Raw genomic sequence first — 23,601 nt, forward strand, 5'->3', positions numbered from 1 at the left:
CCCCTGCCACGAGGGTGTCCAATGAACGTGGAATAGCGGACCGTCTTCGCGTCGATCCCGCACACACGATGGTCACCATCGCGGCAGACGCGACGGCAGCGATCGTGGCTGTTGCCGTGGCGAGGTTCTGGCCGGGAACGGGCGGCATCGACTACGGCTGGGTGCCGTGGTTGTTCGTGCCGCTGGTTCTGCTCATCCTGGCGTCCCGCTCGCTCTACCGACGCGGACTCCGCCGGAACTTCCTCGACGAGATCGGTCCCGTCGAGACGTCCGTCGCGCTCGCCACTCTGCTTGTGCTGACGATCTTGCTGGTCATCGGCACGGAGTACCGGCCCGGCCTCTTCATGGTCCGGGTGTGGATCGCCGCGGCGATCCTGGTGGCGGTGGCGCGGTTCCTGCGCACCGCGATCCAGCGGTACCTGCGGGTGAACCACAAGTCGGCGGCTCCGACGCTCATCATCGGCGGCGGTCCGATCGCCCACCAGCTGGCGTCGCGCATGCACCAGTTCCCCGAGTACGGCCTCGACCCCGTGGGCGTGCTCGACAAGGCACCCGCGGTCGATCCGCAGCCCGACACTCCCGAGGCACTGACCGTCCCCTACATGGGCACACCGTCGCAGCTCGCGCAAGCCATCGAGCAGACCGGCGCCGAGGAGCTCGTCATCGGGTTCTCGGACGTTCCGACCGAGAGTCTGGTCAAGGCCATCCGCACCGCCCACTCGAACGGAATGCGAGTGTGGTTGGTACCGCGCCTGTTCGACACCGTCGGCGTGCGGACCCGCGTCGAGCATCTCGGCGGGTTGCCCCTGATGGTGCTGCCGCACACCGACCCCAAGGGCTGGCAGTTCGTCGTCAAGGGCGTCATGGACCGCACCCTGGCCGGACTGGGCGTGCTGGTCCTGTCCCCCGTCTTCCTGGTGCTCGCGCTGCTGGTCAAGACGAGCTCCCCCGGACCCATCTTCTTCTCCCAGGAGCGCATCGGCCGTGACGGAAAACCGTTCGGCTGCCTGAAGTTCCGGTCCATGCGTCCGCCGCGTGCCTCGGACGCCGAGTTCACTCGCGTCGAGGGCGCCGCTCCGGGCGGCGTCGAGGGCGTGGATCGCCGGACCCGTATCGGCAAGATCATGCGCCAGACGTCGCTGGACGAGCTGCCCCAGCTCCTCAACGTCGTTCGCGGCGACATGAGTCTCGTGGGTCCCCGACCGGAGCGCCCCGCATACGTGGATCTGTTCGAGATGCAGATCCGCCGCTACGGTGAGCGCCACCGGGTGAAGGCCGGTGTCACCGGGTGGGCGCAGGTGCACGGACTGCGCGGACAGACGTCCATCGCCGACCGCGCCGAGTGGGACAACTACTACATCGAGAACTGGTCGCTGTCCCTCGACATCAAGATCCTCTTCCTCACCATCGCCGCGGTCCTGAAGAAGGCGGAAGACTGACCGTGTCGGCGGTCCCGTCATGCTGATCGTCCTCGAGGGTCTCGCCGCGGTCGTCGTGCTGGTCGTCGCGTTCCTGGTGGCACGCGCGGTCTTTCACCGACCGCAGCTCGGGGTGCTGCTGCTGGCCGCGTTCGTCCCGCTGAACGGTCTCCTCGCCATCCTTCCGCTGCCCGGCTTCGTCGCCGGCTGGAAGGAGGGCCTGGTGATCTTCACGCTCGGCAGCGCCTGGATCCGGCGCAGTCGAGCGCTGGGCCCGCGTCGTCCGACACTGCTGATGCCCTGGTGGCCGGCCGCAGCCGTGTTCGTGGTGTTCGGGACCGCGTCGGCACTGCTGTCGTTCGGGGTCATCGGCTTCGTCGGCATCAAGGTGACGTTCTTCTACCTGCTGCTGGTGGCGATCCTGTGGCTCGCGCCGTTCGACGCCCGCGACCGGGACCACCTCGTCAGCATCCTCATGGGCATGGGCGCGTTCACGTCCCTGGTCGGCATCGCCCAGTTGCTCGCGGGACCGGCGGCGCTCGTGGCGATCGGGTACGAGTACGGCACCCAGGTCCGGACGTCGGGCGGGCTGCTCCGCACGTTCAGCACGTTCAACCTGCCCTTCCCGTTCGGGCTCTACGTGATGCTGTCGCTGCTCGTCGGCGGAGCCGTGGCGCTCGCGAACCCCATGCGCCGGCGCAACCTGCTGTTCCTGTGCGCGAGCCCGTTCATGGTGGTCGCCATGTCGAGTGCCATCGTGCGAGCGGCGCTGCTCGGACTCGCAGTCGGGCTGATCTACATGACCATCATCCGGTTCCGCGCACTCGGCGGTCTGCTCGTGATCATGGCGGCGCTCGTCGGCGCGATCCTGCCGTTCGTCCCCAAGATCACGTCGGTCTTCTTCTCGTCGAGCAGCCTGAACGAACGTGGCGGTCGATGGAACGAGGTCATCGAGAAGGTGCGCACCCACTGGCTCGGCGAGGGGCTCGGGTCGAGTGGTGCGGCAGCGGACCGGATCTCGTCGGCGCAGGGTGAGAACATCACCGGGTCGCTCGGGCTGTCCACCAACTACCAGCCCGACAACTACTACGTGAAGACGGCTCTCGAACTCGGTCCGATCGGACTGTGGGCCGTCCTCGCGCTCCTGGTGACCGCCCTGATCTGGTGCACGCGACTCTCCCGCACCCTCCCCGGTCAGGACGGCGCGCTGACACTCGGTGTCGGCGCCTCCATCGTCGCGGCGATGTTCGCGTCACTGGTGGCCACCTATTTCGAGATCTTCCCTATCGACGTCTATTTCTGGCTCTTGTTAGGAGTTGTGGGATGCGCAGCAGCACAACACGAATCGTTTTCGGGGCCCTCGCCCTCCGTCCCGGCGGCAGCGGCGTCCAGACGTACATCCGTGAGCTCCTGAGGGAGCTGCCCGGCCGTCTCCCCGGAACGGACCTCGCCGCCGTCGTCCAGAAGGACGCGATCGGCGAGCTGCCGACAGGCGTCGACGCGCTCCCCCGGCCGGTGTCCGGCGGTGCCGTCCGCGCGGTGCTCGGTGCGCTCCCGGTCGGATCGCACGACGTGGTCCACGGGCTCGACGTCGATCTCCCCCTCGTCGGCCGGGGCGCCACCGTCGCCACGGTGCACGACATCTCGGTCATCGACATGCCGTCCGCGTCGAGTCGCTTCCGCGCCGCCGGCGAACAGCGCCTCGTGCGACGGTCGCTGCGCAAGGCCGACCTGCTCATCGCCGTCTCGCAGTTCACCGCCGACCGCATCAAGGCCGTCAGCGGCCGCGACGCCGTGGTCGTCGAACTCGCCCCGGCAGCCTGGGCCGTTCCCCCGGAGGACGGCGCGGTGGAGACGGTGCGCGCGAAGTACGGTCTGCCCGAACGCTTTGTCATGCAGGTGGGCACCGTGGAGCCGCGCAAGAACGTGCAGTTGGTCGCCGACGCCGCGGAGAAGCTGGGCGTGCCCTTCTTCCTGGCGGGCGCGGGGTCCACGGGCCCGGACGCACCCCGCTACGCGAACGGGCTCGGCTACGTCGACGTGGAGGACCTGCCCGCGCTGTACGCGGCGGCGACCGTCACCGCGTACGCGTCGCGCTACGAAGGCTTCGGGCTGCCCCCGGTCGAAGCGATGGCGTGCGGCGGCGCCGTGGTCGCGAGTGCGGTGGGCGCCCTGCCCGAGGTGGTCGGCAAGGGCGCCGTGCTGCTCGACAACGAGCGGGTCGACGACTGGGCGGAGGCACTGAGCCCGTTGATGTTCGACGAGACGGCGCGCGCGGACCTGGTGACCGAGGCCCTGCACGCGATGGCCGACCTGACGTGGGCCCGGACCGCCGAGCGCACCGCGGACGCCTATCGGGACGCAGGCCTGCTCTGATGGACGACGACATCACCGTCGAGGGTGCCGTGATCCCCGAACCCGAGACCCCCGAACCTGAGACGACGGCACCTGAGACCACTGCACCCGACTATCGCGCGCTCGCCGCCGATCCGAAGGCGGCGGCGCGGGCGACCGCGGCGGTGCTGATCTCCCGCGTGATCGTGGCGGGACTCGGCTGGGTGGGCAGCGTCATCGTGGCCCGCTCGCTGAGCCCCGAGGGGTGGGGTCAGTTCAGCTTCGTCTTCGCGCTGCTCGGACTCATGTCCGTCGTCACCGACCTCGGCGTCGGCCGCGTCGTCCTGGCCCGACTGATGGACGACGACGCCGAGGAGATCGGCCGCACCGCCTCGTCGTTCCTCGCACTGCGCACCGTGCTCGGACTCGTGGGGTACGTGCTCGCCGTCGGCTACGTCGTGGTGTTGCAGTACCCGGGTGAGGTCATCGCGGCGACCGCGCTGGGCGGCCTCGTCGTGGTGTTCGCGACGCCGTCCCACGCACTCTCCGTGCTGTTCCAGGCTCGCCATCGACTGTTGCTGGTCGCGGTCATCGAGAGCCTGGGCCAGGGCCTGCAGCTGGTGCTCACGATCCTCGCCGCCGTCTTCGCGCCGGTGCTGCTGATCTTCGTGCTGCCGGCGGTGCTCAACGAGGCGTTCCGCGCGGTCGGCAAGGGTCTCGCGGTGCGGCGTCGGTCGGTGGGGCTACGCCCGTCTCGTCACATCGACGTCCACCGGTGGGGTGCCTACCTCCGCGAGGCGATTCCCCTCGCGATCGGCTTCGCGCTGACCATTGCGATGCTGAAGATCGACGTCCTGATGCTGAGCCTTCTCGACACCTTCGACGCGGTCGGCCTGTACTCCATCGGCTACAAGTTCTCCGACATGATGGACACCATCGCGCTGGCCGCCGTGGCGCCGGTGAGCACCCTCCTCGTGGCGGCCTGGCCGAGCGAGACGGCCACGTTCCGCGCCCGATCCCGTTCCGCGGGACTGTACTTCGCGACCTTCGGCGCCGTCGCCGTCGCCGGCTTCTGGCCCTCTGCCGAGCCGCTCATCCGCCTGCTCTACGGCGAGCGCTTCGCTCCCGGTTCCGACGCGGCACGGCTCCTCGTCCTCGGTGCCGCGATCATGTCGCTCATCCTGCTCGGCATCTTCCTGCTCGCCTCCGCGGGGATGCAGCGGCACTACCCGCTCGTCGCGCTGTTCGGCCTCGCTCTCAACATCGGCCTCAACGTCGCGCTCATCCCGAGGTTGTCCTACAACGGATCCGCCATCGCCACCGTCGTCACGTTCGGTGTCACGGTGATCATGCTGTGGGTCGTGATCGAGCGCAGCATGCCCATGTCGGGGCTGCTCGCCGTGTCGCCGATCCTCGTGCTCGCCGCCGTCACGGCCGCGGTGACGGTCGGGGCGACACTGCTCGTCGACGCGGCACCGTCCCTGTGGTTCCTGATCTCGGTCGTCGCGGCGCTCCTGGTCGCCGCGTGCGGGTTCCTCCTGACCAAGCGTGACTCGCGCAGCAACTCTCCTGCCCCGGAGGTCGCCTCGTGACTCCGGATCGCACCACCGTGTTCGTCGCGCACACCGCGAACATCTCGGGTGCCGAGAAGATGCTGCTGTCGCTGGTGTCCGAGGCACTGCGGGGGCCGGGCGGCGTCACCGTCGTCTGTCCCGTCGGGGCGCTGTCCGAGGCGCTGCCCGACGCCGCGGTGCACGTCGCGATCCCCGAGCTGGGCCTGGGCGGAGAGCAGGGAGTCGCCCGCATCGGCGCCGCGGCGAGGATGGCGGCGCGGTGGGTGTCGGCGGCACGGACGCTGCGTGCGGTGACGCGACGGCCGGCGACCCACACCGTCGTCAACTCGCTGTTCGCCCTGCCCGCAGCGCGACTCGCCCGGCCACTTCACGGTGTCGCCTGGCTGGTGCACGATGCGATCGCGGCGGGACGCCAGCGCGCCGTGGCATCGGCGAGTCGAGGCGCCGTCCGCCGCGCGGTCGCGTGCACGTCCGCCGCGGCGGCACCGGTACGCGACCTCGGCATCGAGGTGGAGATCGTGCCCTACGGCGTGCCGTGGCCCGTGGAGGATTTCGCCGCCCCCACGCACTCGCCGCCCGTCGTGGGCATGCTCGCGCTCCTCACTCCTTGGAAGGGGCACCTCGTCCTGCTCGACGCGGTCGCGACGCTCGACGACGTGATGGTCGAACTTGCGGGCGGCAGCTTCTCCGGCGATCAGGCGTACGTCGACGAACTGCACACGCGGGCAGCACGTCCCGATCTCGCGGGACGTGTCCGCTTCCTCGGGCACGTCGATCCCGACAGCGCGCTGCGCCGGTGGGACGTCGTGGTGTCGGCCAGCGTTCTCCCCGAGGCGGGGCCCCTGTCCGTCCTCGAGGCCATGTCCCACGGGGTGCCGGTGGTGGCCACCGATCACGGCGGTCCCACCGAGTTCCTCGCTCGCGGGGAGGGCGTGCTGGTCCCGCCGGGTGACGCGGCGGCACTGGCCGACGCTCTGCGAAGGGTGCTCGGCGACGACGCGGCGCGCGCGGACATGGGAGCACGCGCGCGGGACACCGTCGCGACGCGTCACGACATCTCGGTCACCCTCCCCCGACTGTTGACGGAATTGACCGCATGAATGCCACGACAGAAAGAGCCATCATCCATTCCTCACGCGCCCAGAATGGGTACCGCGTCGGTTTCACGACGGCCTGCGAACCGATCTCCCGAACGGTGACACACGGCAATTCACCTACGCAGGAATGGTCTCCGTCCCTGCGTAGTATCGAATGGGACATGCCGTCGACCGGGCATGACCGCACGCGCACCAGCAACTCGAGGAGATTCGGTTGGCGCCCGTAGACGACCCCGTGCACCGCGGAGACGTACCTCCGCCGATAGATCTCGCCGGGCACATGCGGGAACTCGGACGCGCGTTCCTTCCCGCTCTGATCATCGCGCTGATCGTCGGCGCCGGCGTCTTCGCATTCCGCGAGTACGGCACCGAGAAGCAGTACGCGGCATCCGTCGTGACGGAGATCCGGGCGACCGGCGAGGTGATCCCCGGCGACGCGTTCATCGAGCAGCTGCGCGCCCCGTTCATCGGGCTGGCCGCGGACAACGACGTGCTCGATCAGGTGCTGTCGCAGGTCGACACAGGCTGGGACGCCGGTGAGCTCGCCTCCCACCTCGAGCTCGCCCCGGGAACGTCGCCGGCGCTGCTCACCTTCACCGTCACCGCGGACTCCCCCGAGCTCGCCCTCGAGGTCGCCCGCACCACGGTGACCACGGTGTCGCAGGCGTCGTCGGCCAACGCCGCCCGCAACGCACAGGGGCAGCTCGAGCAGGTTCAAGCCTCGATCGCGGCCGAGGAAGCCCGCAACTCCCAGCTCATCCCGGGCGACCCCGCCCGCTCCGCGTCGGACCAGTCGCTCGCCGACCTCCGCGACCAGCTGACACAGCTCCAAAGCACGGGCGGCGGGAACCAGCTGGTGGTGCTCGCCGTGCCCGAGCAGAGCACCGCCCCCGTCTCACCGATGCCGGCCTCGGAGGCCTCCGTCGCGGGTCTGGTGGCGTTCATCGTCGCCGCCGAGCTGATCGTGTTGCTGCGCAGTCGACTCGGGCGTCGTCCGCGGCCCGCGTGGGCCCGCCGCGTCGCTCGCAAGTACCAGGCCGACTTCGATCCGAAGGTGACCACGGGCCTGCCGCCCATCGTCGCCGCGACGGTTGCCGCGTCGGACCGGGGCGCGTCGTCGTCCAACGGGAACGGCAGCAACGGCAACGGCACCCGATCGGCCGGCGCTCGGCACGCCGCCCACGGCCGCATCGAGCAGAACGTGCTGGTACTCGTCGGTGACGACGCCGTGTATCCGGCTCCCACCTCCCTCTCCACGGGCGGGCAGCCCCGCCACCCGGACGCACTCGTCGGGGCCGACCTCACGAGCGAGTGGTGGACCTTCGTCGACGTGCACGACGTCGAGACCGCGGTGGTACTACTGTCGTCCGGTGGACGCGACCGCCGAGCTGCCGAGGGAGTGCTGAAGCAGCTGCGGACGTTCGGCATCCACACTCACCTCGTCGTGCAACCGTCCGGCCGCAAGCGCCGGTCCGATCCCGCTCCGGGTGGACGCACGGCCTCCCAGCGCCCCGAGGAACAGGTCGGACACAATGCCAGACACTGACAAGATCGCGATCGTCCACGAGCGCTTCACCGAGATCGCCGGATCCGAGCACGTCGTCGAACAGCTCGCTCTGCAGTGGCCGGGCGCGCGCGTGTACGCACCCATTGCCCGTCCCGAGGGAACTCCCGCCGGGCTGACCACGCCGCCGAACACCACGTGGCTCAACTCGATCTACAACGGCATCGGTCAGCGGTCCTACGCCCCGGTCCTGCCGCTGATGCCGACGGCGTTCCGTCGTCTGCCGTTGCGCGACGCCGAGGCCGTCGTCGTGAGCCACCACGCCTTCGCGACGCAGGCCGTGCACGCGACCGACGCTCCCGTCATCGCCTACGTGCACAGCCCGGCGCGTTGGGCGTGGGATCCGGAACTGCGGGCGGGTGAGGGCGGCGGCCGCGCAGGTGCCGCGATCCTCACGGCACTGTCGGCCGTCGCACGGCGCTGCGAGACAGGAGCCGCGCCGCGTCTGACCACCGTCGTCGCCAACTCGACCGCCGTCGCGGACCGCATCTCGCGCTGGTGGGGACGAGACGACGCCGTGGTGGTGCACCCACCCGTCGACACCGAGGGCTTCACTCCCGATCCGACGGTGGAGCGTGAGGACTTCTTCCTGCTCGCCGGTCGCCTGGTGCCGTACAAGCGTCCCGACATCGCGATCCGTGCGGCAGCCCTGGCGGACGTACCGCTCATCGTCGCCGGCGACGGCCGCGCGATGGAGCAGTGCCGCGCCCTCGCCGGACCGAAGACGGTGTTCCTCGGCCGCGTCTCGCACGAGAAGCTGCTCGAGCTCCACCGCTCCACGCGTGCACTGCTGATGCCCGGCATCGAGGACTTCGGCATCGTTCCCGTCGAGTCGATGGCCACCGGTACCCCGGTCATCGCGCTCGGTGAGGGTGGTGCCGTCGACTCGGTCATCCACGGCACCACCGGATTGCACGTGCAGCCCGGTACCGACGACGAGATCGTCACCGGTTTCGCCGACGCCATGACGTCGTTCGACCCGGTCCAGTTCGATCGAGCGCAGATCCGCGTCTGGGCGGAAGGCTTCTCGCGAGCCAACTTCCGCTCACGGATGCAGGAGGTGATCGATGCCGCAGTCTGAGTACCCGTCGACCGAACTCGACCGCACCTTCGCGTCCGCGCAGACCCTCGCCGTCGTCGGGCCGACGGCGGGTCTCGACGTCGACGCTGCGCGGGCGATGCTCGCCGCGGCGGAGAACGCGTCTCCCACCTCCCGCATCCGGCTCGATCCCCGCTCGGACAGTCGGAACTGGGCGTACCGCACCGACATCGGCGCCGGCACTGCCGTCACCAGCAGGCCGGATCTGGCCACCGACGACCTCGGTGAGCTGATGGACCGGGTGCGCACCCGCGACGGTGTACGCGCCCCCGTGGAGATCGTGCTGTGCGGTGACTACGCCGTGGTCCACTACTCCCACGGCGTGGGCGACGGTCAGCTCGGTGTACTGCTGGTCGGCGCCGCCGCGAGCGACCCCGGCTTCGCGATCGCACGCAGCATGGCGCCGTCGCTGCCGAGAAGCGCCACGTGGAGTGCTCTGCGGCGGCACTACCGATCCAACCCTCGTGCCCTGCAGGACTTCCGGCGCCTACGCGCCGTCCACAAACGGCGTGACGCGACGGCCGACGGGGCGCCGACGCGCCGTATCGAGCACTGGGAATCGTCGAAGACCACGCGCGCGGCCTACATGCGTCCCGAGCAGGTGGCGGAACTGCGATCGTGGTCGAAGGCGAACGCGCCGGGCGCCACCGGCGCGTCGGTGTCGGTGGCTCTGCTCGTCGCCGCTCTGCGCTCCGAGGGTGTCCCCCTCGACGAGCACGTCATGATCCTCTTCAACTGCCGCCGGTACCTCGACGAGAAGCACCGCGCGGAACACGGCAACTTCGCGATCGGTATCCCGGTCCGCCTGCCCGTGCTGCCGACGCCGGGTGACGTCGCCGGTGTCATGAAGCAGGTCATCGACTCCGGCTGGCCCATCGCCGTGCTCGGAATGGCCGATGCCCGAGCAACTCTCAAGGGTCACCGGACAGCCCCGGCACCGGCGCCGAGCGAGGACGTCGTCACGGTGCCCGACCGACCGCGACTCGCGGTGAGCGACCTGGGCACCCTCTCGATCTACGACCACCTTCCCTGGCTCGACGACGGTCGGCCCCGGCAGATGACGGCTTCTCTCGAACCAGACGGCCCGGACGGCATCTCGATCCTCGTCTCGCAGGTCCAGGGCGGACGTTCGTACTCGGCGTCGTTCTGCAGCGGCATGATCGAGACCGAGACGGTCGACCGTGCCCTCGCCCGCGCGTGTGCCGATCCTGTCGGTTTGCTGAGCCGGAACACGGCCGACCTGCGCTCCGACGGGGAGTGACGTGCGGTGGCCGCGATCATCGGGACGACGACCGCGCGCCGCCAGGTCGCGCTGACCTGGCTGTCGGTGCTGGCCGTCCTCTGCGCGAGTTGCGCTGGGCTGCCGGGAGAGTCGGCCCCGGAGACGGCCGTCGACTCTCTCACTGACGTCGCCGCAGGCTCACTGCTGGGCACCCCTCGTGACTTCGCGGGCTATCCCGCGCTCGCCACCCTGACAGCGGTGTCGAAGACGGTGCTCTACCGTTCGACCTCCGGCATCGACGGCTCCGCCACCGAGGTGAGCGGGCTGGTCCTCGTTCCTCGTGGCGACCCACCGGCGGGTGGGTGGCCGGTCGTCTCCGTCGGCCACGCGACCACCGGTACCGACAGTCGGTGCGCGCCGTCCACCCACATCGGGCTGCTGGGGGCGCTCACCACCGTGATCCCGTTCCTCGCCAACGGTTACGTGGTCGCCATGACCGACTACGAGGGCCTGGGCACCCCGGGTCCGCACCCGTACCTCGATGCCGCCACGGCCGGCAACAACGTGATCGACGCGGTGCGCGCAGCGCGCGAGGTGGAACCGACGGCGTCCGACTCCTGGATCGGCTACGGCGTCTCCCAGGGCGGGCAGGCGGTATGGGCCGCCAACGAACGGGCCGCCGACTACGGCGACGGACTCCGCCTCGTCGGCACCATCAGCATGTCCCCCGCGACCGACCTGAGCCCGCTCGTCGACGCGATGGTGGCCGGAACACTCACCGCCGAACAGGTCGCGCTGGTGCCGTCGGTCCTGACAGGGCTGTCCGTCGCGCACCCCGACCTCCAGGTGACCGACTACCTCCGCGGTGTGCTGTACGAACGTCGGGACGTCTTCGCCGCCTGCGAGGGCGAGAACGACGGGCTCGAGAGCGCGATCGCCGAGTCCGTCACACCGTCGGACTACGCACCGGTGGACGAGGCCGCCGCAGATCGTCTGCGCGCGTGGCTCACCGAGGCCGGAGTGCCGGGCGCCGCGGCGACCGCGCCCATGTTCGTCGGCTACGGCGAACTGGATCGACTCGCACTCCCGGAGTGGACAGTGGCCGCGGTGCAGCGAGCGTGCGCACTCGGCGACACCATCGAGCTCCGCGAGGCACCGGGGCAGGGCCACGGCATCCTGAACCTCGGAAGTGCGCCGGCGGAATGGCTGGACGGCCGGTTCGCCGGGACACCGGCGCCGAGTACCTGCAACTAGGTCACTCCCCGCGCCACTCGCGCTCGAACGGCAGCCGCCACGCATCGGGCGCGACCAGACTGTGGATCGCGTTGGGACCCCACGATCCCGGCGCGTAGGACCGGACGGGCGGCGGGTCCTCATCCTGAACCTCGGAAGTGCGCCGGCGGAATGGCTGGACGGCCGGTTCGCCGGGACACCGGCGCCGAGTACCTGCAACTAGGTCACTCCCCGCGCCACTCGCGCTCGAACGGCAGCCGCCACGCGTCGGGCGCGACCAGACTGTGGATCGCGTTGGGACCCCACGATCCCGGCGCGTAGGACCGGACGGGCGGCGGGTCCTCGAGCAGCGGTGCCGAGACCTCCCACAGCCGCTCGATGCCCTCGGACGTGGTGAACAGCGTGTGATCCCCGTGCATCGCATCGAGGATCAGCCGCTCGTACGCCTCCAGAACGTCTGCGGCACTCTCCGTCTCGTGCAGCGCGAACTGCATGCTGAGCTTGTCCAGGCGCATGCCCGGGCCCGGCCGCTTACCGTAGAAGGAGAGCGACACCTTCGACGAGTCGGTGAGGTCGAAGGTCAGGTGGTCCGGCCCCTGGGCGCCGACGCCGGAGCCCGCCGGGAACATCGACTTGGGCGGCTCCCGGAACGCGATCGAGATGATGCGCTGCCCCTCGGCCAGCTTCTTGCCGGTCCGGAGATAGAACGGCACACCCGCCCACCGCCAGTTGTCGATGTGGCACTTCAGGGCGACGAAGGTGTCGGTGTCCGAGTCGGGGGCGATGTCCTTCTCGCTGCGGTAGCCGGAGTACTGGCCGCGCACGACGTTCCGCGGATCGAGGGGAAGCATGGAGCGGAAGACCTTGTTCTTCTCCTCCTTGATCGCCTCGGGTTCCAGCGCGGTGGGCGGTTCCATGGCCGTGAAGGCCAGTACCTGGAACAGGTGGGTCACCACCATGTCCTTGAAGGCACCCGTCGACTCGTAGAAGCCGGCGCGGCCGTCCAGTCCGAGAGTCTCGGGCACGTCGATCTGCACGTGTTGGATGAACGTGCGGTTCCAGATCGGCTCGAAGAGACCGTTGGCGAAGCGGAACGCGAGGATGTTCTGCGCCGGCTCCTTGCCGAGGAAGTGGTCGATGCGAAAGATCTGCTCCTCGGCGAAGGTCTCGTGCACAGCCGCGTTGAGCGCGACGGCGCTGGCGAGATCGGTGCCGAACGGCTTCTCCATGATGATGCGGGCCCGCTCGACGAGCGTCGCCTCGGAGAGCATGTCGATGACGGCGAGCGCCGCGGACGGCGGTACCGACAGATAGTGCAGCCGCTGCACGCCGTCCCCGAGTTCCTTCTCCGCCGCTGCCACCGCGTCCGACAACGCCTGCGGGCCGGCGGTCTGGGGCACGTAGGTCAGGCGAGTCGCGAAGCGGTCCCACTCGTCCTCCGTCGGTGTGCGCGTGGAGAACTGCTCGATCGCCTCCTTCGCCATCGCTCGGAACTCGTCCGACGTCATCTCCTGCAACGACGTACCGACGACGCGCATCCGCGGCGCCAGTTCGGACAGGACGAGGTGCATCATCCCCGAGAGCAGCTTGCGTTTGGCCAGGTCTCCGGTGGCACCGAAGAGGACGACCACCTGGGGCGGCAACGCGTCCGGGACGGAGGATCGGCGGCGAGTCGTGGTCATGCCCGCGATGCTTCCATCGAACCCGCACTCCCGCTCGGCGGGGGTGAGCGCCGCGCACGCGCTACCGTGGTGGTCAGCGCCGTGTCGTCGCGCTGCCCGATTCCGCACCTTACGGAGCACCCGCATGTCGTCCCGTCCTGCCCTTCTCCGCACCGTTCTCCTGGCGTGCCTCGCGTTCGTGATGCTGCTGGCCTCGGCCTGCACCATCGGATCGAGTGACGGCGGCTCGGGAGGTGATTCCGGCGGCGCGCCGGAGACGACGCAGGCCGCACCCGCGCCGACCCTCACCCTCGACCCGCCGGACGGCGCGGCCGACGTCAACCCGCTCGCGCCGGTGAGCGTGACGGCGTCGAACGGCACCATCACCGCGGTGCGGATGACGAACGCGGACGGTGTCGTCGTCGACGGGGTCGTGACACCCGACGGATCCACCTGGAAGCCGGCCACCACGCTCGGCTACGGGAAGCAGTACTCACTGGAGATCGACACCGAGGCGACCGACGGCGCCGCGCACGAGCAGACGAGCACGTTCACGACCGTGGAGCCGGACAACTACACGCTGCCGTCCTTCGTGACGTCGGGCGGCAACCTGCTCACGGACGGGGGCACCTTCGGCGTCGGCATCGTCGCGGTGGTGCACTTCGACGAGCCCATCGGTGACCGCGCCGCCGCCGAGCGCACGCTGTCCGTCCAGACCACGCCCGCCGTGACCGGATCCTGGTACTGGGCCGACGACCAGAACGTCCACTGGCGGCCGGAGAACTACTACACGCCCGGAACCGCGGTGACCATCTCCGCGAAGGTGTACGGCGTCGAGGTCGGTGAGGGCCTCTTCGGACAGGAGGACGTCACCACGTCGTTCACCATCGGCGACTCGCACGTCTCCGTCGCCGACGACGACACCAAGCAGGTAGAGGTGTACGAGAACGGCACGCTCGTGCGCACCATGCCCACGTCGATGGGCATGGGCGGCAGCGAGACCGTCGGTGGCCAGACGTTGACGTTCTGGACTCAGCCCGGCGTCTACACCGTGCTGGACAAGGCGAACCCGGTGATCATGGACTCCTCGACGTACGGCCTGCCGGTGAACTCGCGCCTCGGGTACAAGGAGTCGATCAACTACGCGACGCGCATCAGCAACGACGGCATCTACCTGCACGAACTCGAGGACACCGTGTGGGCGCAGGGCAACACCAACGTCTCGCACGGCTGCCTCAACCTGAGCCGGGCCAACGCGTCCTGGTTCTACGACTTCTCGGTGCCCGGCGACGTCGTCGAGGTGCGCGACACCGGCGGTGCACCGCTGCAGCAGTGGCAGAACGGTGACTGGAGCGTCCCGTGGTCCGAGTGGCTCGCCGGGAGTGCGCTGGCCTGATCCGCTCGCAGTCGTCACCACCCCGCGCGCACCTTTACACTGTACGGAGACGCGCGAGGAAGGTTCATCAGGAATGCCGGGGACGACGACAGCACACAGCGCATGACGGGTGTGCTCGCATGATGCACGTGGTCGCGTGACGACCCGCGACGAGCTGTTCCCCGGCACGGACGCCACCTCGACCGCCCATCGCGAGTTCGACTGGTCGACGACGTCACTCGGACCGGTCGAGAACTGGCCGGACGCACTGGTGACCGCCATCCGCACGCTGTTCCCGTCCGAGGTGGGACAGCTCGTGTGGTGGGGCGAGGATCTGGTCCAGCTCTTCAACCACGCCTACACCCCGATGGCAGGCGACCTGTTTCCCGAGGCCGTGGGCCAGCGCGCCGCGGACTGCTGGCGCGTCGGCTGGGAGCAGCTCGGCCCGTTGGCGCACGACGCCCTGCGCGGCACCGCCGTCCATCGCACCCGTCAGCGCGTCCTGCTGGACCGTTTCGGCTACCTCGAGGAGACGTTCTTCACGTTCTCCTACAGCCCGATCCTCGGTTCCGGCGACACGGTGAACGGGGTCTTCGTCGCCACCACCGACGTGACCCAGCAGGTGCTGGCGGAGCGCCGCATGTCGGTGCTGCACGAGCTGGGCTCGATCTCCGTGGCCTCCCGCGACATCGACGACGTCTGCCGGGCGTCACTGGACCTGCTCGCCGGCAACGAGGCCGACGTGCCGTTCGCGTCCATCCACCTCCGCACCACCCACGACGCGGAACTCGGCGAGATCCGTCCCGTCGCCTCGACGTCCGCGACGCTCCCCGGTCGGCCGCACACCGCCACGACCGTCGATCGCGGCGTGATCGATCGCGTCAGCACGAGCGGTGTCGGCGAGATCGTGGGCGCGACCGCCGTCGTGCTCCCCCTGCACGCGTCGTCGGGCCGACCCGTCGGCGTTCTCGTGGCCGGCATCAGCGCGTTGCGGCGCTTCGACGAGCCGTACCGCGTGTTCCTCGATCTGGTGGCCGGACGCATCTCGACGGCGCTGACGGATGCGTACTCGTATGCGGCAGAACGCCGCCGGGCTCGCGACCTGGAAGAGCTGGATGCTGCCAAGACCCGGTTCTTCGAGAACGTCAGCCACGAGTTCCGCACCCCGCTGACACTGCTCCTGGGTCCGTTGGGCGACGTGGTGGACGACCAGGAGAACCCACTGCCGCCGCACCGGGTGCGATCGCTGCAGACCGCGCGGCGCGCGGCACTGCGACTGCAGCGACTGGTGGACACCCTGCTCGACGTCGCCCGCGGCGATGCCGACGGATTCGTCGTGTCTCTCGAACCGACCGACATCGTCTCGCTCACCACGGACTGCGCCTCGATGTTCCGCGACGCGACGGCGCGGGCCGGCGTGGAACTGCACCTCGCACTCGACGGCGTCACCCACCGCTTCGCCGAGATGGACCGCACGATGTGGACTCACGTGGTGATGAACCTGGTGTCCAACGCGGTCAAGTTCACGACGGCGGGATCGGTGACCGTGAGCCTGCGAGACGACGCGGACACGGTGACGTTGACGGTCACGGACACCGGGCCGGGTGTCCCCGAGGCCGACCGAGCGAAGATCTTCGACCGGTTCTATCAGGTCGCGGCCGCCGCCGGTCGCAGCCGCGAGGGGTCCGGCGTCGGACTCTCCCTGGTGCGCGACCTCGTGGCCGCCCTGCACGGCACCATCGACGTGAGCGACGGCCCGGACGGCACGGGATCCACGTTCACCGTGACGCTTCCCCGCACGGTGGCGTCCGCGCCGCCCGCCTCCGACGCCACCACACAGGAGGTCGCGGAAGCGTTGGGCGCCGGGTACATCGGTGAAGCCGACACCTGGCGACCGCTGGACGGCGTCCGGACCGATCCGACACCCGATCAGCGCCAGGTGGTGCTCGTCGAGGACAACGCCGACATGCGCGACTACCTCGTCGGACTGCTCCGCGAACAGAACTGGCACGTGACCATGTTCGCCGATGTCGACTCCGCGATGGCGCACGCCCGCGCCCACCCGCCGGACGTCATCCTCAGCGACATCATGCTGCCGGGACGCTCCGGTCTCTCGCTCGTCGACGAGGCGAGGTCCGACGGCCGGCTGGTGCGCGTCCCGATCGTGTTGCTCAGTGCACGTGCGGGATCCGAGTCGGTCGTCGAAGGCCTCCGCCTCGGTGCGGACGACTACGTGACCAAGCCGTTCCAGCCGGCGGAGCTCGTCGCACGTGTCCGGGTGCACCTCGAGCTCGCCCGGTTGCGGGAGCAGCTGCTCGGCAGCGCGCAACGCGAGGTGTCCTCGCTGCGCACGGCGCTCGACAGCCGCAGTGTCCTGAGTCAGGCAGTGGGCCTGCTGATGGTCACGCAGCGGATGTCGCCGGAGGCGGCCTTCGACCACATCGCGACGATGAGTCAGGCCGCCAACGTCAAGGCTCGGGTGATCGCGGAGCAACTGGTCCGCGACTTCGTGGAGGAGCTCGGGTCCGACCCCGTCGGATAGGCACAGCAGCACAGGAGGTCTCGTCGCATGACGGAACGCAAGCCGTCGGACATCAGTGTCCAGACGTGGGTGGACCGGCAGATCGCGTCCGCTCAGGAGAACGGCGCCTTCGAGAACCTGCCGGGCCTCGGCAAGCCGATCCCGCCGTCGAGCACCGACGAGTTGTCCTGGGTGCGGGGGTATCTGAAGCGCGAGAACCTCTCGGGCGATGCTCTTCTGCCGACGCCGCTCCGCCTGCGCAAGGAGGTCGAGCGTCTCCCGGAGGCGCTGCGGGACGTACGGTCCGAGGACGCGGTCCGTGCGATCGTCAAGGATCTGAACGCGCGCATCATGGACTGGCTGCGGGCGCCCGTGGGACCTCAGGTACCCATCGGCCGCGTCGACGCCGACGAGGTGGTCGCGCAGTGGACCCGGGACCGGTCAGCGGCTCGGGCAGCGCTCGCGGCGAAGAAGGCATCGCTGCAACAGGCCGGTCTCATGACGTCGGACCCCGCGCCGCCAGCACGCGCAGCGTCACGGGCTCGACGACCCTGGCTGCGATGGGTCCGGCGACGGCCATGATCAGCACGTAGGCCGTGGCGAGTGCGGCCAGCTCGCTCTCCACGGCGCCGGCCGCGACGGCCAGACCCGCGATGACGATGGAGAACTCGCCGCGCGCGATCAGTGCTGCCCCGGCACGCATCCGGCCCAGCTGTCCCACGCCGATCTGCTTCGCGGCCCACGCGCCGGTGGCCACCTTGGTCACCGCGGTGATGACCGCGAGCAGCACCGCGTACCCGAGGACGGGCGGGATCGAGCGCGGGTCGGTGTTGAACCCGAACACGACGAAGAAGATGGCCGCGAACAGGTCACGCAAGGGCTCGAGCACCCGGGTGGCGGCCTGGGCGGTGGATCCCGAGATGGCGATCCCGAGCAGGAACGCCCCCACGGCCGCGGACACCTGCATCGCCGACGCGATTCCGGCCACCAGGAGGGCGAGCCCGAAGACTTTCAGCAGCACCACCTCTCGGTCCCGGCTGGCGACCACCTTCGACACCACCCACCCGTACCGCAGTGCGACGACCAGCACGACGGCGACGACCAACAGGGAGATCCCCACGGCCTCGGCGCCGCCGAGAATGCTGACGCCGCCGAGCACCGCGGTGAGGATCGGCAGATAGAGCGCCATCATGAGGTCCTCGAACACCAGGATGGACAGCACGACGGGCGTCTCGCGGTTGCCCAGTCGGCCCAGGTCACCGAGCACCTTGGCGACGATGCCGGACGACGAGATGTAGGTGACACCGCCGAGCACCAGGGCGCCGATCGGTCCCCAGCCGAGAATCAGCGCTGTCACCGCACCGGGCACGAAGTTCAGCACCAGGTCGACCAGGCCCGCGGTCCACGACCGTTGCAGCCCGGTGACCAGTTCGTTCGCGGTGTACTCGAGTCCGAGGAGCAGGAGCAGCAGCACCACGCCGATCTCGCTCGCGAGATGGGTGAAGTCGTCGATGCCGTCGAGCTCGACGATGCCGCCGTTGCCGAAGAACAACCCGGCGAGCAGATAGAACGGGATGGGGGACATGCCGATCCGCGACGCGAGCCTGGCGAGCAACCCCAGCGCGAAGAAGACAGCGCCCAGCTCGGTCAGTCCGAGCGCAGTCTCTCCCACCCGTCAGCTACCGAGGATCTTCGCTGCGTGATCGAGACCGTCGCTCGTTCCGACGACGACGAGCAGGTCGCCCGAGACGAGGGTGAAGTTCGGCGGCGGCGACGGCTGGACCTGCCCCGCCCGCATGACCGCCACGATGGACACCCCGGTCTTGGTCCGCATGGCGGTGTCGCCGAGAAGTCGGCCGTCGAAGCGGGATCCCTCGTGAATCGGCAACTGCCGGGTCCGGATACCGGGGAGGTCGCGGTGCTCCTCCCCCAGCTGCGCGACGAGTTGCGGCGTGCCCAGCAGGTTGCCGAGCGCCGCCGCCTCCTCGTTCGTCAGCGTGATCGACGCCTGCGTCGAGTCCGGGTCCTCCTTCTTCGACACGATCAGCTCGTTCGTGCCGTCCTTGCGCGTGATGACCCCGATGCGTCGCCCCGTGGACAACGCGAAATCCTTGCGTACCCCGATGCCGGGAAGCAGGGTGACGTCGACGTTCATGCGGCGATGCTAGCCCCTCAGGTCAGTCGTGACGGGTCCAACAGTCCCGTCTGCACCGCCTTCACCAGCCGACGCGGCACCCGGTGCGTCACGCCGCCGACGGTGACGGACACCAGATCCGGCGGCGTCGCCTTCCACTGCGAGCGTCGACTGCGCGTGTTCGAGCGGGACATCTTCCTCTTGGGAACAGCCACGGGTCAGGCCTTTCTCGTGCGGGTGCCGTAGCGACGCTCGAACTTCTCGACGCGTCCCTGCGTGTCCATCACCCGCGCCGCGCCGGTCCAGAACGGGTGCGACTCGTTGGTGACGTCGACGACCACCAGCGGATATGTGCGACCGTCCGAGTACTCGACGGTGCGATCGCTGGTGACGGTCGACCTCGTCAGGAACATCGATCCCGTCCCGGAGTCCTGGAATACGACCGGATGGTAGTCCGGATGTACGTTCTTCTTCACTGTGCAGCCCTTCTGTCGTCGTCCGCCCCGACGGCGGAACTGTCTGTCTCGCAGGGATCTTCGTGGTACTGCCCGAAAGGGTCGGCCCACTCGGCCCAGAGCTCGGGAGTCTCGAGCTCGTCCGGCGTGAGCAGCGCGTCGGACAGCGCCGCGTACACGTGCTCGGGATCTGCCTCGTGCACCAGCACCACCAGCGACTGCGCGCGGTCCCCGTACTCCTCGTCCCATGCGAGTGCGGCGAGAGCGCGGCGGGCGGTGGGCGCCTCCTCGTAGTCGTCCGGTGCCATGGCCGCGAGCCACGAGCCCGCGGAGGCAACCCGGAGCCCACCGCCGGCGGACTCGAGCCACAGCACGGCGTCGGGTTGCGTGGCCACCCACAGCCGACCGCGGGTGGCGACGACACCGTCGAGGAGAACATCGATCGCGTCGTGCAGCCGGCCCGGGTGGAACGGCCGTCGGTCCGTGAACTCGACCAGGGTGACGCCGCACTCCGCCGACAGCGGCGGCTGCCCGTCGAGCAGTGGCGCGTGGGCGTCGTCGACGAGTCCTCGCCGCGCCGTCGCCGGAACGCGGGCCAGCAGGTCTCGCGGACGTTCGCCCGGCAGGATCCAGACCCGCGGCGCGCGTGGTGCGAGCCGCGCCAGTACCGCATCGAGGCGCGCGGCGTCCCACCGATCGACTCCGGTGTCCGCGACGACCAGCAGATCGGATCCTCGAACGGTGCCGACGGCGACCTGCGCGACGGTGCGGTCGTCGAGAAGATCCACGACCTGACCGCCGTCGGGCCCGGGCGGGAACGCCCGTTCGCCGACGAGCTCGTCGCCGGTGGCGTCGGACAGCCAGGTCGCGCCGTCGACGCAGCCGACGACCGCCTCGATGCGCACGTCTCGCGACGCCGTGGCGTCCACCCGGCCGACCATGCCGGTGACGACGGTGTTCTCGATCGCCCAGCAGATCGCCTCGACCTCCAGCGAGGGATCGACCCGGACGACGATGCGTCGCACGGACGAGTCCGCGGAGACCGATCGCAGCAGGGGCAGCAGATCCTCCCGCAGCAGGCAGGAGACGCAGCACCCGAGACCCGCCAGGTCGACGACCCGGGTGGTCGGCGTGCCGTCGTCGTCCATCCGGACCGTCCGCCGCCGCACGACACCGACGGTGGCGTCGGAGAGGTCGTGGTGCAGGACGATCGTGCCCGGCTCCTGGAACGTCGCGCTCACCGCGGCGCCGAGATCCTCCGGCCCGCACACCACGACCAGGGGCGTTCTCCTGTCGGGCGCCTCGAGGTTCTCCATCGGCACTGCACGTCCTTTCGGTTCTTCGAGTTGTCGACAACGATTGTCAGTTACCGGCGTCCGAGCGTACAGTTCCGACACAGCGCTTGTCGACAACTGTTGTCGATAAAGTCACCAGTCGACAGAGAGGAAGGGTTCGCGATGTCCGCGCACTGCGACGTCACAGGACGGGTCCCGAGCTTCGGGAAGTTCGTCTCGCACTCCCACCACCGCACGAGTCGGAGGTGGAACCCCAACGTGCAGCACAAGACCTACTTCGTACCGAGTCTCGGCCGACGAGTGCGGCTGACGGTCTCGGCGAAGGGGATCAAGACCATCGACCGCGACGGCATCGATTCCGTCGTGACTCGTCTGATCGCAGCCGGAAAGAGGTTCTGACATGGCGAGCAAGAGCACCGACGTCCGGCCGATCGTGAAACTGACGTCGACCGCCGGCACCGGCTACACCTACGTCACTCGCAAGAACCGGCGCAACGACCCCGACCGGTTGGTGCTGCGCAAGTACGACCCCGTCGTGCGTCGACACGTCGATTTCCGGGAGGAACGCTGATGGCCAAGAAGTCGAAGATCGCCCGCAACACCCAGCGGGCCGAGATCGTCGCCCGCCACGCGGCACGTCGCCACGAGCTGAAAGAGCTGATCCGGAGGCCCTCGACGAGCGACGAGGACCGGTTCGCGGCGCAGCGGGCTCTCCAGCGTCTACCGCGCGATGCGAGTCCGGTAAGATTGCGCAATCGAGACGCTGCGGACGGTCGCCCGCGCGGGTACCTCCGGAAATTCGGACTCTCCCGCATCGGCGTTCGAGAGAGAGCACATCGCGGGGAACTTCCCGGCGTCCACAAGAGCAGTTGGTGAGATGGAGAACTCATGGCAGTGAAGAGGGGCCCGTCCAAGAAGGATCGGGTCGAGAAGGATCGCAAGCCCAAGAAGAACCCGCTCATCGCGGCGGGCATCACCGAGGTCGACTACAAGGACGTGAACCTGCTGCGTCAGTTCATCTCCGATCGCGGCAAGATCCGTAGTCGCCGTGTCACCGGACTGACCCCCCAGCAGCAGCGTCAGGTCGCCACCGCCGTGCGCAACGCACGCGAGATGGCGCTCCTCCCGTTCACCACCCGCTGAGTGTCGACCGGTAGGGGCTGACAGGCCCCGCCGTGTCAGGAGTTCTCGCCGGATTCACCGTCATCTTCGTGGTCGTCTTCATCGGCTACGTCGTCGCCCGTACGGGCGTACTCGGTGAGTCCGGCGGACTCGTTCTGGGGCGGATGGTGTTCTTCGTCGCCACCCCGGCACTGCTGTTCGACACCCTCGCCCGCGCCGACCTGTCGGTGATCTTCTCCCCCACACTTGCCATCACGGCCGTGGGGGCTCTGCTCGTCGGTGCCCTGTATCTGGTGATCGCCCTGACGATCACGAAGCGCAGGGTCCCCGAGGCCACCATCGGAGCGCTCGCCGCGTCCTACGTCAACGCGGCCAACCTCGGCATCCCCATCGCCGTGTACGTCCTGGGCGACGCCTCGTTCGTCGCGCCGCTGCTGCTCTTCCAGATCATGATCTACTCGCCGCTGGCCCTGACGATCCTGGACGTCTCGACGTCGTCGCGCGGCACCTCGCTGGTCGGTGTCGTGGCAGCCCCGTTCACCAACCCGATCGTCCTCGCCGGCCTCGCCGGACTGGCGCTCGCCGTGACGGGTCTGAGCCTGCCGGACCCCGTGATGCAGCCGTTCGCACTGCTCGGCGGCGCCAGCGTTCCCGGCGCCCTTCTCGCCTTCGGCATGTCGTTGCAGGGCGTACGCGTGCTCGAGCGGGGAGCCGGACCGCGCCGCGACGTCGCGCTGGCGACCTTTCTCAAGATGGCCGTGCTGCCCGTCCTCACCTACGTCCTGGCGCGGTGGGTGTGGCGCATCGACGGCCACGACCTCTTCGCCGTGGTGGTCATCGCAGCGCTTCCCACCGCGCAGAACGTGTTCATCTACGCCACCCGCTACGGCCGCGGAACCGTGCTGGCACGCGACACCGCGTTCGTCACGACGCTGGTGTCCGTTCCCGTCATCGCCCTCGTCGCCGCGCTGCTCGCGTGACCGTGGGAGCGAGCTCGGCCGGGCCCGCGCGCGGCCGCGCTACCGTGGAGGTCATGAGGTCGTTCGCCCTGGGGCTGCTGTTGTGTGTCGCACTCGGCGGATGCGGCTCCTCCGACCCCGGCGACGCCGGCGACCTCGAGACCGGCGCGGCGTCCCCCACCGACCTCGTGCCCGTCCCCGGCTCACCGCCGGTTCCCCACGAGGTGGCCGCGGACCAGGTGGGCACCGAGTTCACACCCGGCGCGTCGCTGGTGATGGCGCAGTCCACACCGTTCGAGGCGTGGACCGCGCTGCCGGGCAACCGGATCGCGGTGCACTTCGTCACCGGCACTCCCGAGTGCTACGGCGCCGACGCGACCGTGGAGGAGACCGAGGAGACGGTGGTGGTCACCGTCCGGACCGGCACCCTCGAATCCGCGAAGGACAAGTCCTGCATCATGATCGCCGTGTACGGGACCATGGAGCTGCAGCTCGCGGCCCCGGTGGGCACCCGCACGGTGCTCAACGGGACCTGAGC

General features: G+C 69.5%; 24 protein-coding genes. 18 read left to right on the top strand and 6 right to left on the bottom strand.

Annotated features, from left to right (window positions below; translation table 11 throughout):
- The first annotated feature begins 68 nt into the window (after positions 1–68).
- From HQ306_RS03770 to HQ306_RS03810, 9 genes are all read left to right on the top strand, one after another.
- Entirely contained in the window at positions 69–1,439 is a 1,371-nt protein-coding gene (locus HQ306_RS03770; protein WP_081821047.1) for a sugar transferase, read from the top strand.
- 19 nt (positions 1,440–1,458) lie between these two features.
- Complete coding sequence (locus tag HQ306_RS03775; RefSeq protein ID WP_222627670.1) at positions 1,459–2,832, top strand: O-antigen ligase; 1,374 nt, start codon at positions 1,459–1,461, stop codon at positions 2,830–2,832.
- The gene (locus HQ306_RS03780; RefSeq protein WP_222627672.1) at positions 2,742–3,794 is read left to right on the top strand and encodes a glycosyltransferase family 1 protein; all 1,053 of its coding nucleotides are present in this window, start codon (positions 2,742–2,744) and stop codon (positions 3,792–3,794) included. The genes HQ306_RS03775 and HQ306_RS03780 overlap by 91 nt, the downstream gene beginning before the upstream one ends.
- Positions 3,794–5,344 (top strand): flippase, encoded by a 1,551-nt coding sequence (locus tag HQ306_RS03785; protein WP_081821048.1) that lies wholly within the window; start codon positions 3,794–3,796, stop codon positions 5,342–5,344. Before HQ306_RS03780 ends, HQ306_RS03785 begins: the two co-directional genes overlap by 1 nt.
- Positions 5,341–6,426, top strand: coding sequence for a glycosyltransferase family 4 protein (locus HQ306_RS03790; RefSeq protein ID WP_308115369.1), 1,086 nt, complete (start codon positions 5,341–5,343; stop codon positions 6,424–6,426). The genes HQ306_RS03785 and HQ306_RS03790 overlap by 4 nt, the downstream gene beginning before the upstream one ends.
- A 277-nt stretch (positions 6,427–6,703) precedes the next feature.
- Positions 6,704–7,969 (top strand): hypothetical protein, encoded by a 1,266-nt coding sequence (locus HQ306_RS03795; protein ID WP_222627674.1) that lies wholly within the window; start codon positions 6,704–6,706, stop codon positions 7,967–7,969.
- On the top strand, positions 7,956–9,068 hold the full coding sequence (locus HQ306_RS03800; protein WP_222627676.1) for a glycosyltransferase: 1,113 nt from the start codon (positions 7,956–7,958) through the stop codon (positions 9,066–9,068). Before HQ306_RS03795 ends, HQ306_RS03800 begins: the two co-directional genes overlap by 14 nt.
- Positions 9,055–10,347, top strand: coding sequence for a hypothetical protein (locus tag HQ306_RS03805; protein WP_222627678.1), 1,293 nt, complete (start codon positions 9,055–9,057; stop codon positions 10,345–10,347). Before HQ306_RS03800 ends, HQ306_RS03805 begins: the two co-directional genes overlap by 14 nt.
- A gap of 6 nt (positions 10,348–10,353) precedes the next feature.
- Positions 10,354–11,562: a lipase family protein gene (locus HQ306_RS03810; RefSeq protein ID WP_308115368.1), complete on the top strand. Its 1,209-nt coding sequence runs from the start codon at positions 10,354–10,356 to the stop codon at positions 11,560–11,562.
- Between the two features lie 203 nt (positions 11,563–11,765).
- Here HQ306_RS03810 and zwf read toward each other — a convergent pair whose 3' ends face one another.
- Positions 11,766–13,223, bottom strand: a complete 1,458-nt coding sequence (zwf, locus tag HQ306_RS03815; RefSeq protein ID WP_056447015.1) for a glucose-6-phosphate dehydrogenase — start codon at positions 13,221–13,223, stop codon at positions 11,766–11,768.
- A 124-nt stretch (positions 13,224–13,347) separates the two neighbouring features.
- Between zwf and HQ306_RS03820 the strand changes: the two genes are divergently transcribed.
- The 3 genes from HQ306_RS03820 (at position 13,348) to HQ306_RS03830 (ending at position 17,680) form a co-directional block, all read left to right on the top strand.
- A complete protein-coding gene (locus HQ306_RS03820; protein ID WP_027504131.1) occupies positions 13,348–14,598 on the top strand; it encodes an Ig-like domain-containing protein in 1,251 nt (416 codons plus the stop codon).
- 136 nt (positions 14,599–14,734) lie between these two features.
- Positions 14,735–17,119: an ATP-binding protein gene (locus HQ306_RS03825; RefSeq protein ID WP_222627679.1), complete on the top strand. Its 2,385-nt coding sequence runs from the start codon at positions 14,735–14,737 to the stop codon at positions 17,117–17,119.
- A 27-nt stretch (positions 17,120–17,146) separates the two neighbouring features.
- Entirely contained in the window at positions 17,147–17,680 is a 534-nt protein-coding gene (locus HQ306_RS03830) for a DUF1992 domain-containing protein (RefSeq protein WP_027504133.1), read from the top strand.
- Here HQ306_RS03830 and HQ306_RS03835 read toward each other — a convergent pair.
- Genes HQ306_RS03835 through mrf form a run of 5 tightly spaced genes read right to left on the bottom strand, consistent with a single transcriptional unit; the run spans position 17,595 to position 21,003 of the window.
- The gene (locus HQ306_RS03835) at positions 17,595–18,770 is read right to left on the bottom strand and encodes a cation:proton antiporter (RefSeq protein WP_027504134.1); all 1,176 of its coding nucleotides are present in this window, start codon (positions 18,768–18,770) and stop codon (positions 17,595–17,597) included. The genes HQ306_RS03830 and HQ306_RS03835 overlap by 86 nt on opposite strands.
- Before the next feature lie 3 nt (positions 18,771–18,773).
- Positions 18,774–19,253 carry a cation:proton antiporter regulatory subunit gene (locus HQ306_RS03840; protein WP_027504135.1) on the bottom strand — a complete coding sequence of 160 codons (480 nt, stop codon included), beginning with the start codon at positions 19,251–19,253 and terminating at the stop codon, positions 18,774–18,776.
- A 17-nt stretch (positions 19,254–19,270) separates the two neighbouring features.
- On the bottom strand, positions 19,271–19,447 hold the full coding sequence (gene rpmF, locus HQ306_RS03845; RefSeq protein WP_056447007.1) for a 50S ribosomal protein L32: 177 nt from the start codon (positions 19,445–19,447) through the stop codon (positions 19,271–19,273).
- 3 nt (positions 19,448–19,450) lie between these two features.
- On the bottom strand, positions 19,451–19,708 hold the full coding sequence (locus HQ306_RS03850; RefSeq protein ID WP_027504137.1) for a type B 50S ribosomal protein L31: 258 nt from the start codon (positions 19,706–19,708) through the stop codon (positions 19,451–19,453).
- Entirely contained in the window at positions 19,705–21,003 is a 1,299-nt protein-coding gene (mrf, locus tag HQ306_RS03855; RefSeq protein WP_027504138.1) for a ribosome hibernation factor-recruiting GTPase MRF, read from the bottom strand. The genes HQ306_RS03850 and mrf overlap by 4 nt, the downstream gene beginning before the upstream one ends.
- 141 nt (positions 21,004–21,144) lie before the next feature.
- On the opposite strand from mrf, the gene rpmB reads away from it, so the two are divergent.
- From rpmB to HQ306_RS03885, 6 genes are read left to right on the top strand one after another with little or no spacing between them, the layout of a single operon-like run.
- Positions 21,145–21,381 carry a 50S ribosomal protein L28 gene (rpmB, locus tag HQ306_RS03860; protein WP_222627681.1) on the top strand — a complete coding sequence of 79 codons (237 nt, stop codon included), beginning with the start codon at positions 21,145–21,147 and terminating at the stop codon, positions 21,379–21,381.
- Position 21,382: 1 nt separating this feature from the next.
- A complete protein-coding gene (rpmG, locus tag HQ306_RS03865; protein ID WP_222627683.1) occupies positions 21,383–21,553 on the top strand; it encodes a 50S ribosomal protein L33 in 171 nt (56 codons plus the stop codon).
- Positions 21,553–21,858 carry a 30S ribosomal protein S14 gene (gene rpsN, locus HQ306_RS03870; protein ID WP_027504141.1) on the top strand — a complete coding sequence of 102 codons (306 nt, stop codon included), beginning with the start codon at positions 21,553–21,555 and terminating at the stop codon, positions 21,856–21,858. Before rpmG ends, rpsN begins: the two co-directional genes overlap by 1 nt.
- A gap of 12 nt (positions 21,859–21,870) precedes the next feature.
- Entirely contained in the window at positions 21,871–22,125 is a 255-nt protein-coding gene (rpsR, locus tag HQ306_RS03875) for a 30S ribosomal protein S18 (RefSeq protein ID WP_027504142.1), read from the top strand.
- Between the two features lie 32 nt (positions 22,126–22,157).
- Positions 22,158–23,084, top strand: a complete 927-nt coding sequence (locus HQ306_RS03880; RefSeq protein WP_222627685.1) for an AEC family transporter — start codon at positions 22,158–22,160, stop codon at positions 23,082–23,084.
- Positions 23,085–23,137: 53 nt separating this feature from the next.
- Positions 23,138–23,599, top strand: a complete 462-nt coding sequence (locus tag HQ306_RS03885) for a hypothetical protein (RefSeq protein ID WP_027504144.1) — start codon at positions 23,138–23,140, stop codon at positions 23,597–23,599.
- The last annotated feature ends 2 nt before the right edge of the window (positions 23,600–23,601 follow it).

Source organism: Rhodococcus sp. BP-160, from assembly GCF_019836205.1.
Classification (GTDB): domain Bacteria; phylum Actinomycetota; class Actinomycetes; order Mycobacteriales; family Mycobacteriaceae; genus Rhodococcoides.

What these genes read in the sequence shown, in the direction of transcription:
- HQ306_RS03800 (WP_222627676.1), top strand. Translation starts at nt 7,956, where the DNA reads ATGCCAGACACTGACAAGATCGCGATCGTCCACGAGCGCTTCACCGAG.
- HQ306_RS03805 (WP_222627678.1), top strand. Translation starts at nt 9,055, where the DNA reads ATGCCGCAGTCTGAGTACCCGTCGACCGAACTCGACCGCACCTTCGCG.
- HQ306_RS03795 (WP_222627674.1), top strand. Translation starts at nt 6,704, where the DNA reads ATGCGGGAACTCGGACGCGCGTTCCTTCCCGCTCTGATCATCGCGCTG.
- HQ306_RS03820 (WP_027504131.1), top strand. Translation starts at nt 13,348, where the DNA reads ATGTCGTCCCGTCCTGCCCTTCTCCGCACCGTTCTCCTGGCGTGCCTC.
- HQ306_RS03830 (WP_027504133.1), top strand. Translation starts at nt 17,147, where the DNA reads ATGACGGAACGCAAGCCGTCGGACATCAGTGTCCAGACGTGGGTGGAC.
- rpsR (WP_027504142.1), top strand. Translation starts at nt 21,871, where the DNA reads ATGGCAGTGAAGAGGGGCCCGTCCAAGAAGGATCGGGTCGAGAAGGAT.
- HQ306_RS03885 (WP_027504144.1), top strand. Translation starts at nt 23,138, where the DNA reads ATGAGGTCGTTCGCCCTGGGGCTGCTGTTGTGTGTCGCACTCGGCGGA.
- rpmG (WP_222627683.1), top strand. Translation starts at nt 21,383, where the DNA reads ATGGCGAGCAAGAGCACCGACGTCCGGCCGATCGTGAAACTGACGTCG.
- HQ306_RS03775 (WP_222627670.1), top strand. Translation starts at nt 1,459, where the DNA reads ATGCTGATCGTCCTCGAGGGTCTCGCCGCGGTCGTCGTGCTGGTCGTC.
- HQ306_RS03840 (WP_027504135.1), bottom strand. Translation starts at nt 19,253, where the DNA reads ATGAACGTCGACGTCACCCTGCTTCCCGGCATCGGGGTACGCAAGGAT.
- HQ306_RS03770 (WP_081821047.1), top strand. Translation starts at nt 69, where the DNA reads ATGGTCACCATCGCGGCAGACGCGACGGCAGCGATCGTGGCTGTTGCC.
- HQ306_RS03785 (WP_081821048.1), top strand. Translation starts at nt 3,794, where the DNA reads ATGGACGACGACATCACCGTCGAGGGTGCCGTGATCCCCGAACCCGAG.
- mrf (WP_027504138.1), bottom strand. Translation starts at nt 21,003, where the DNA reads ATGGAGAACCTCGAGGCGCCCGACAGGAGAACGCCCCTGGTCGTGGTG.
- zwf (WP_056447015.1), bottom strand. Translation starts at nt 13,223, where the DNA reads ATGACCACGACTCGCCGCCGATCCTCCGTCCCGGACGCGTTGCCGCCC.
- HQ306_RS03780 (WP_222627672.1), top strand. Translation starts at nt 2,742, where the DNA reads ATGCGCAGCAGCACAACACGAATCGTTTTCGGGGCCCTCGCCCTCCGT.
- rpmB (WP_222627681.1), top strand. Translation starts at nt 21,145, where the DNA reads ATGTCCGCGCACTGCGACGTCACAGGACGGGTCCCGAGCTTCGGGAAG.
- rpsN (WP_027504141.1), top strand. Translation starts at nt 21,553, where the DNA reads ATGGCCAAGAAGTCGAAGATCGCCCGCAACACCCAGCGGGCCGAGATC.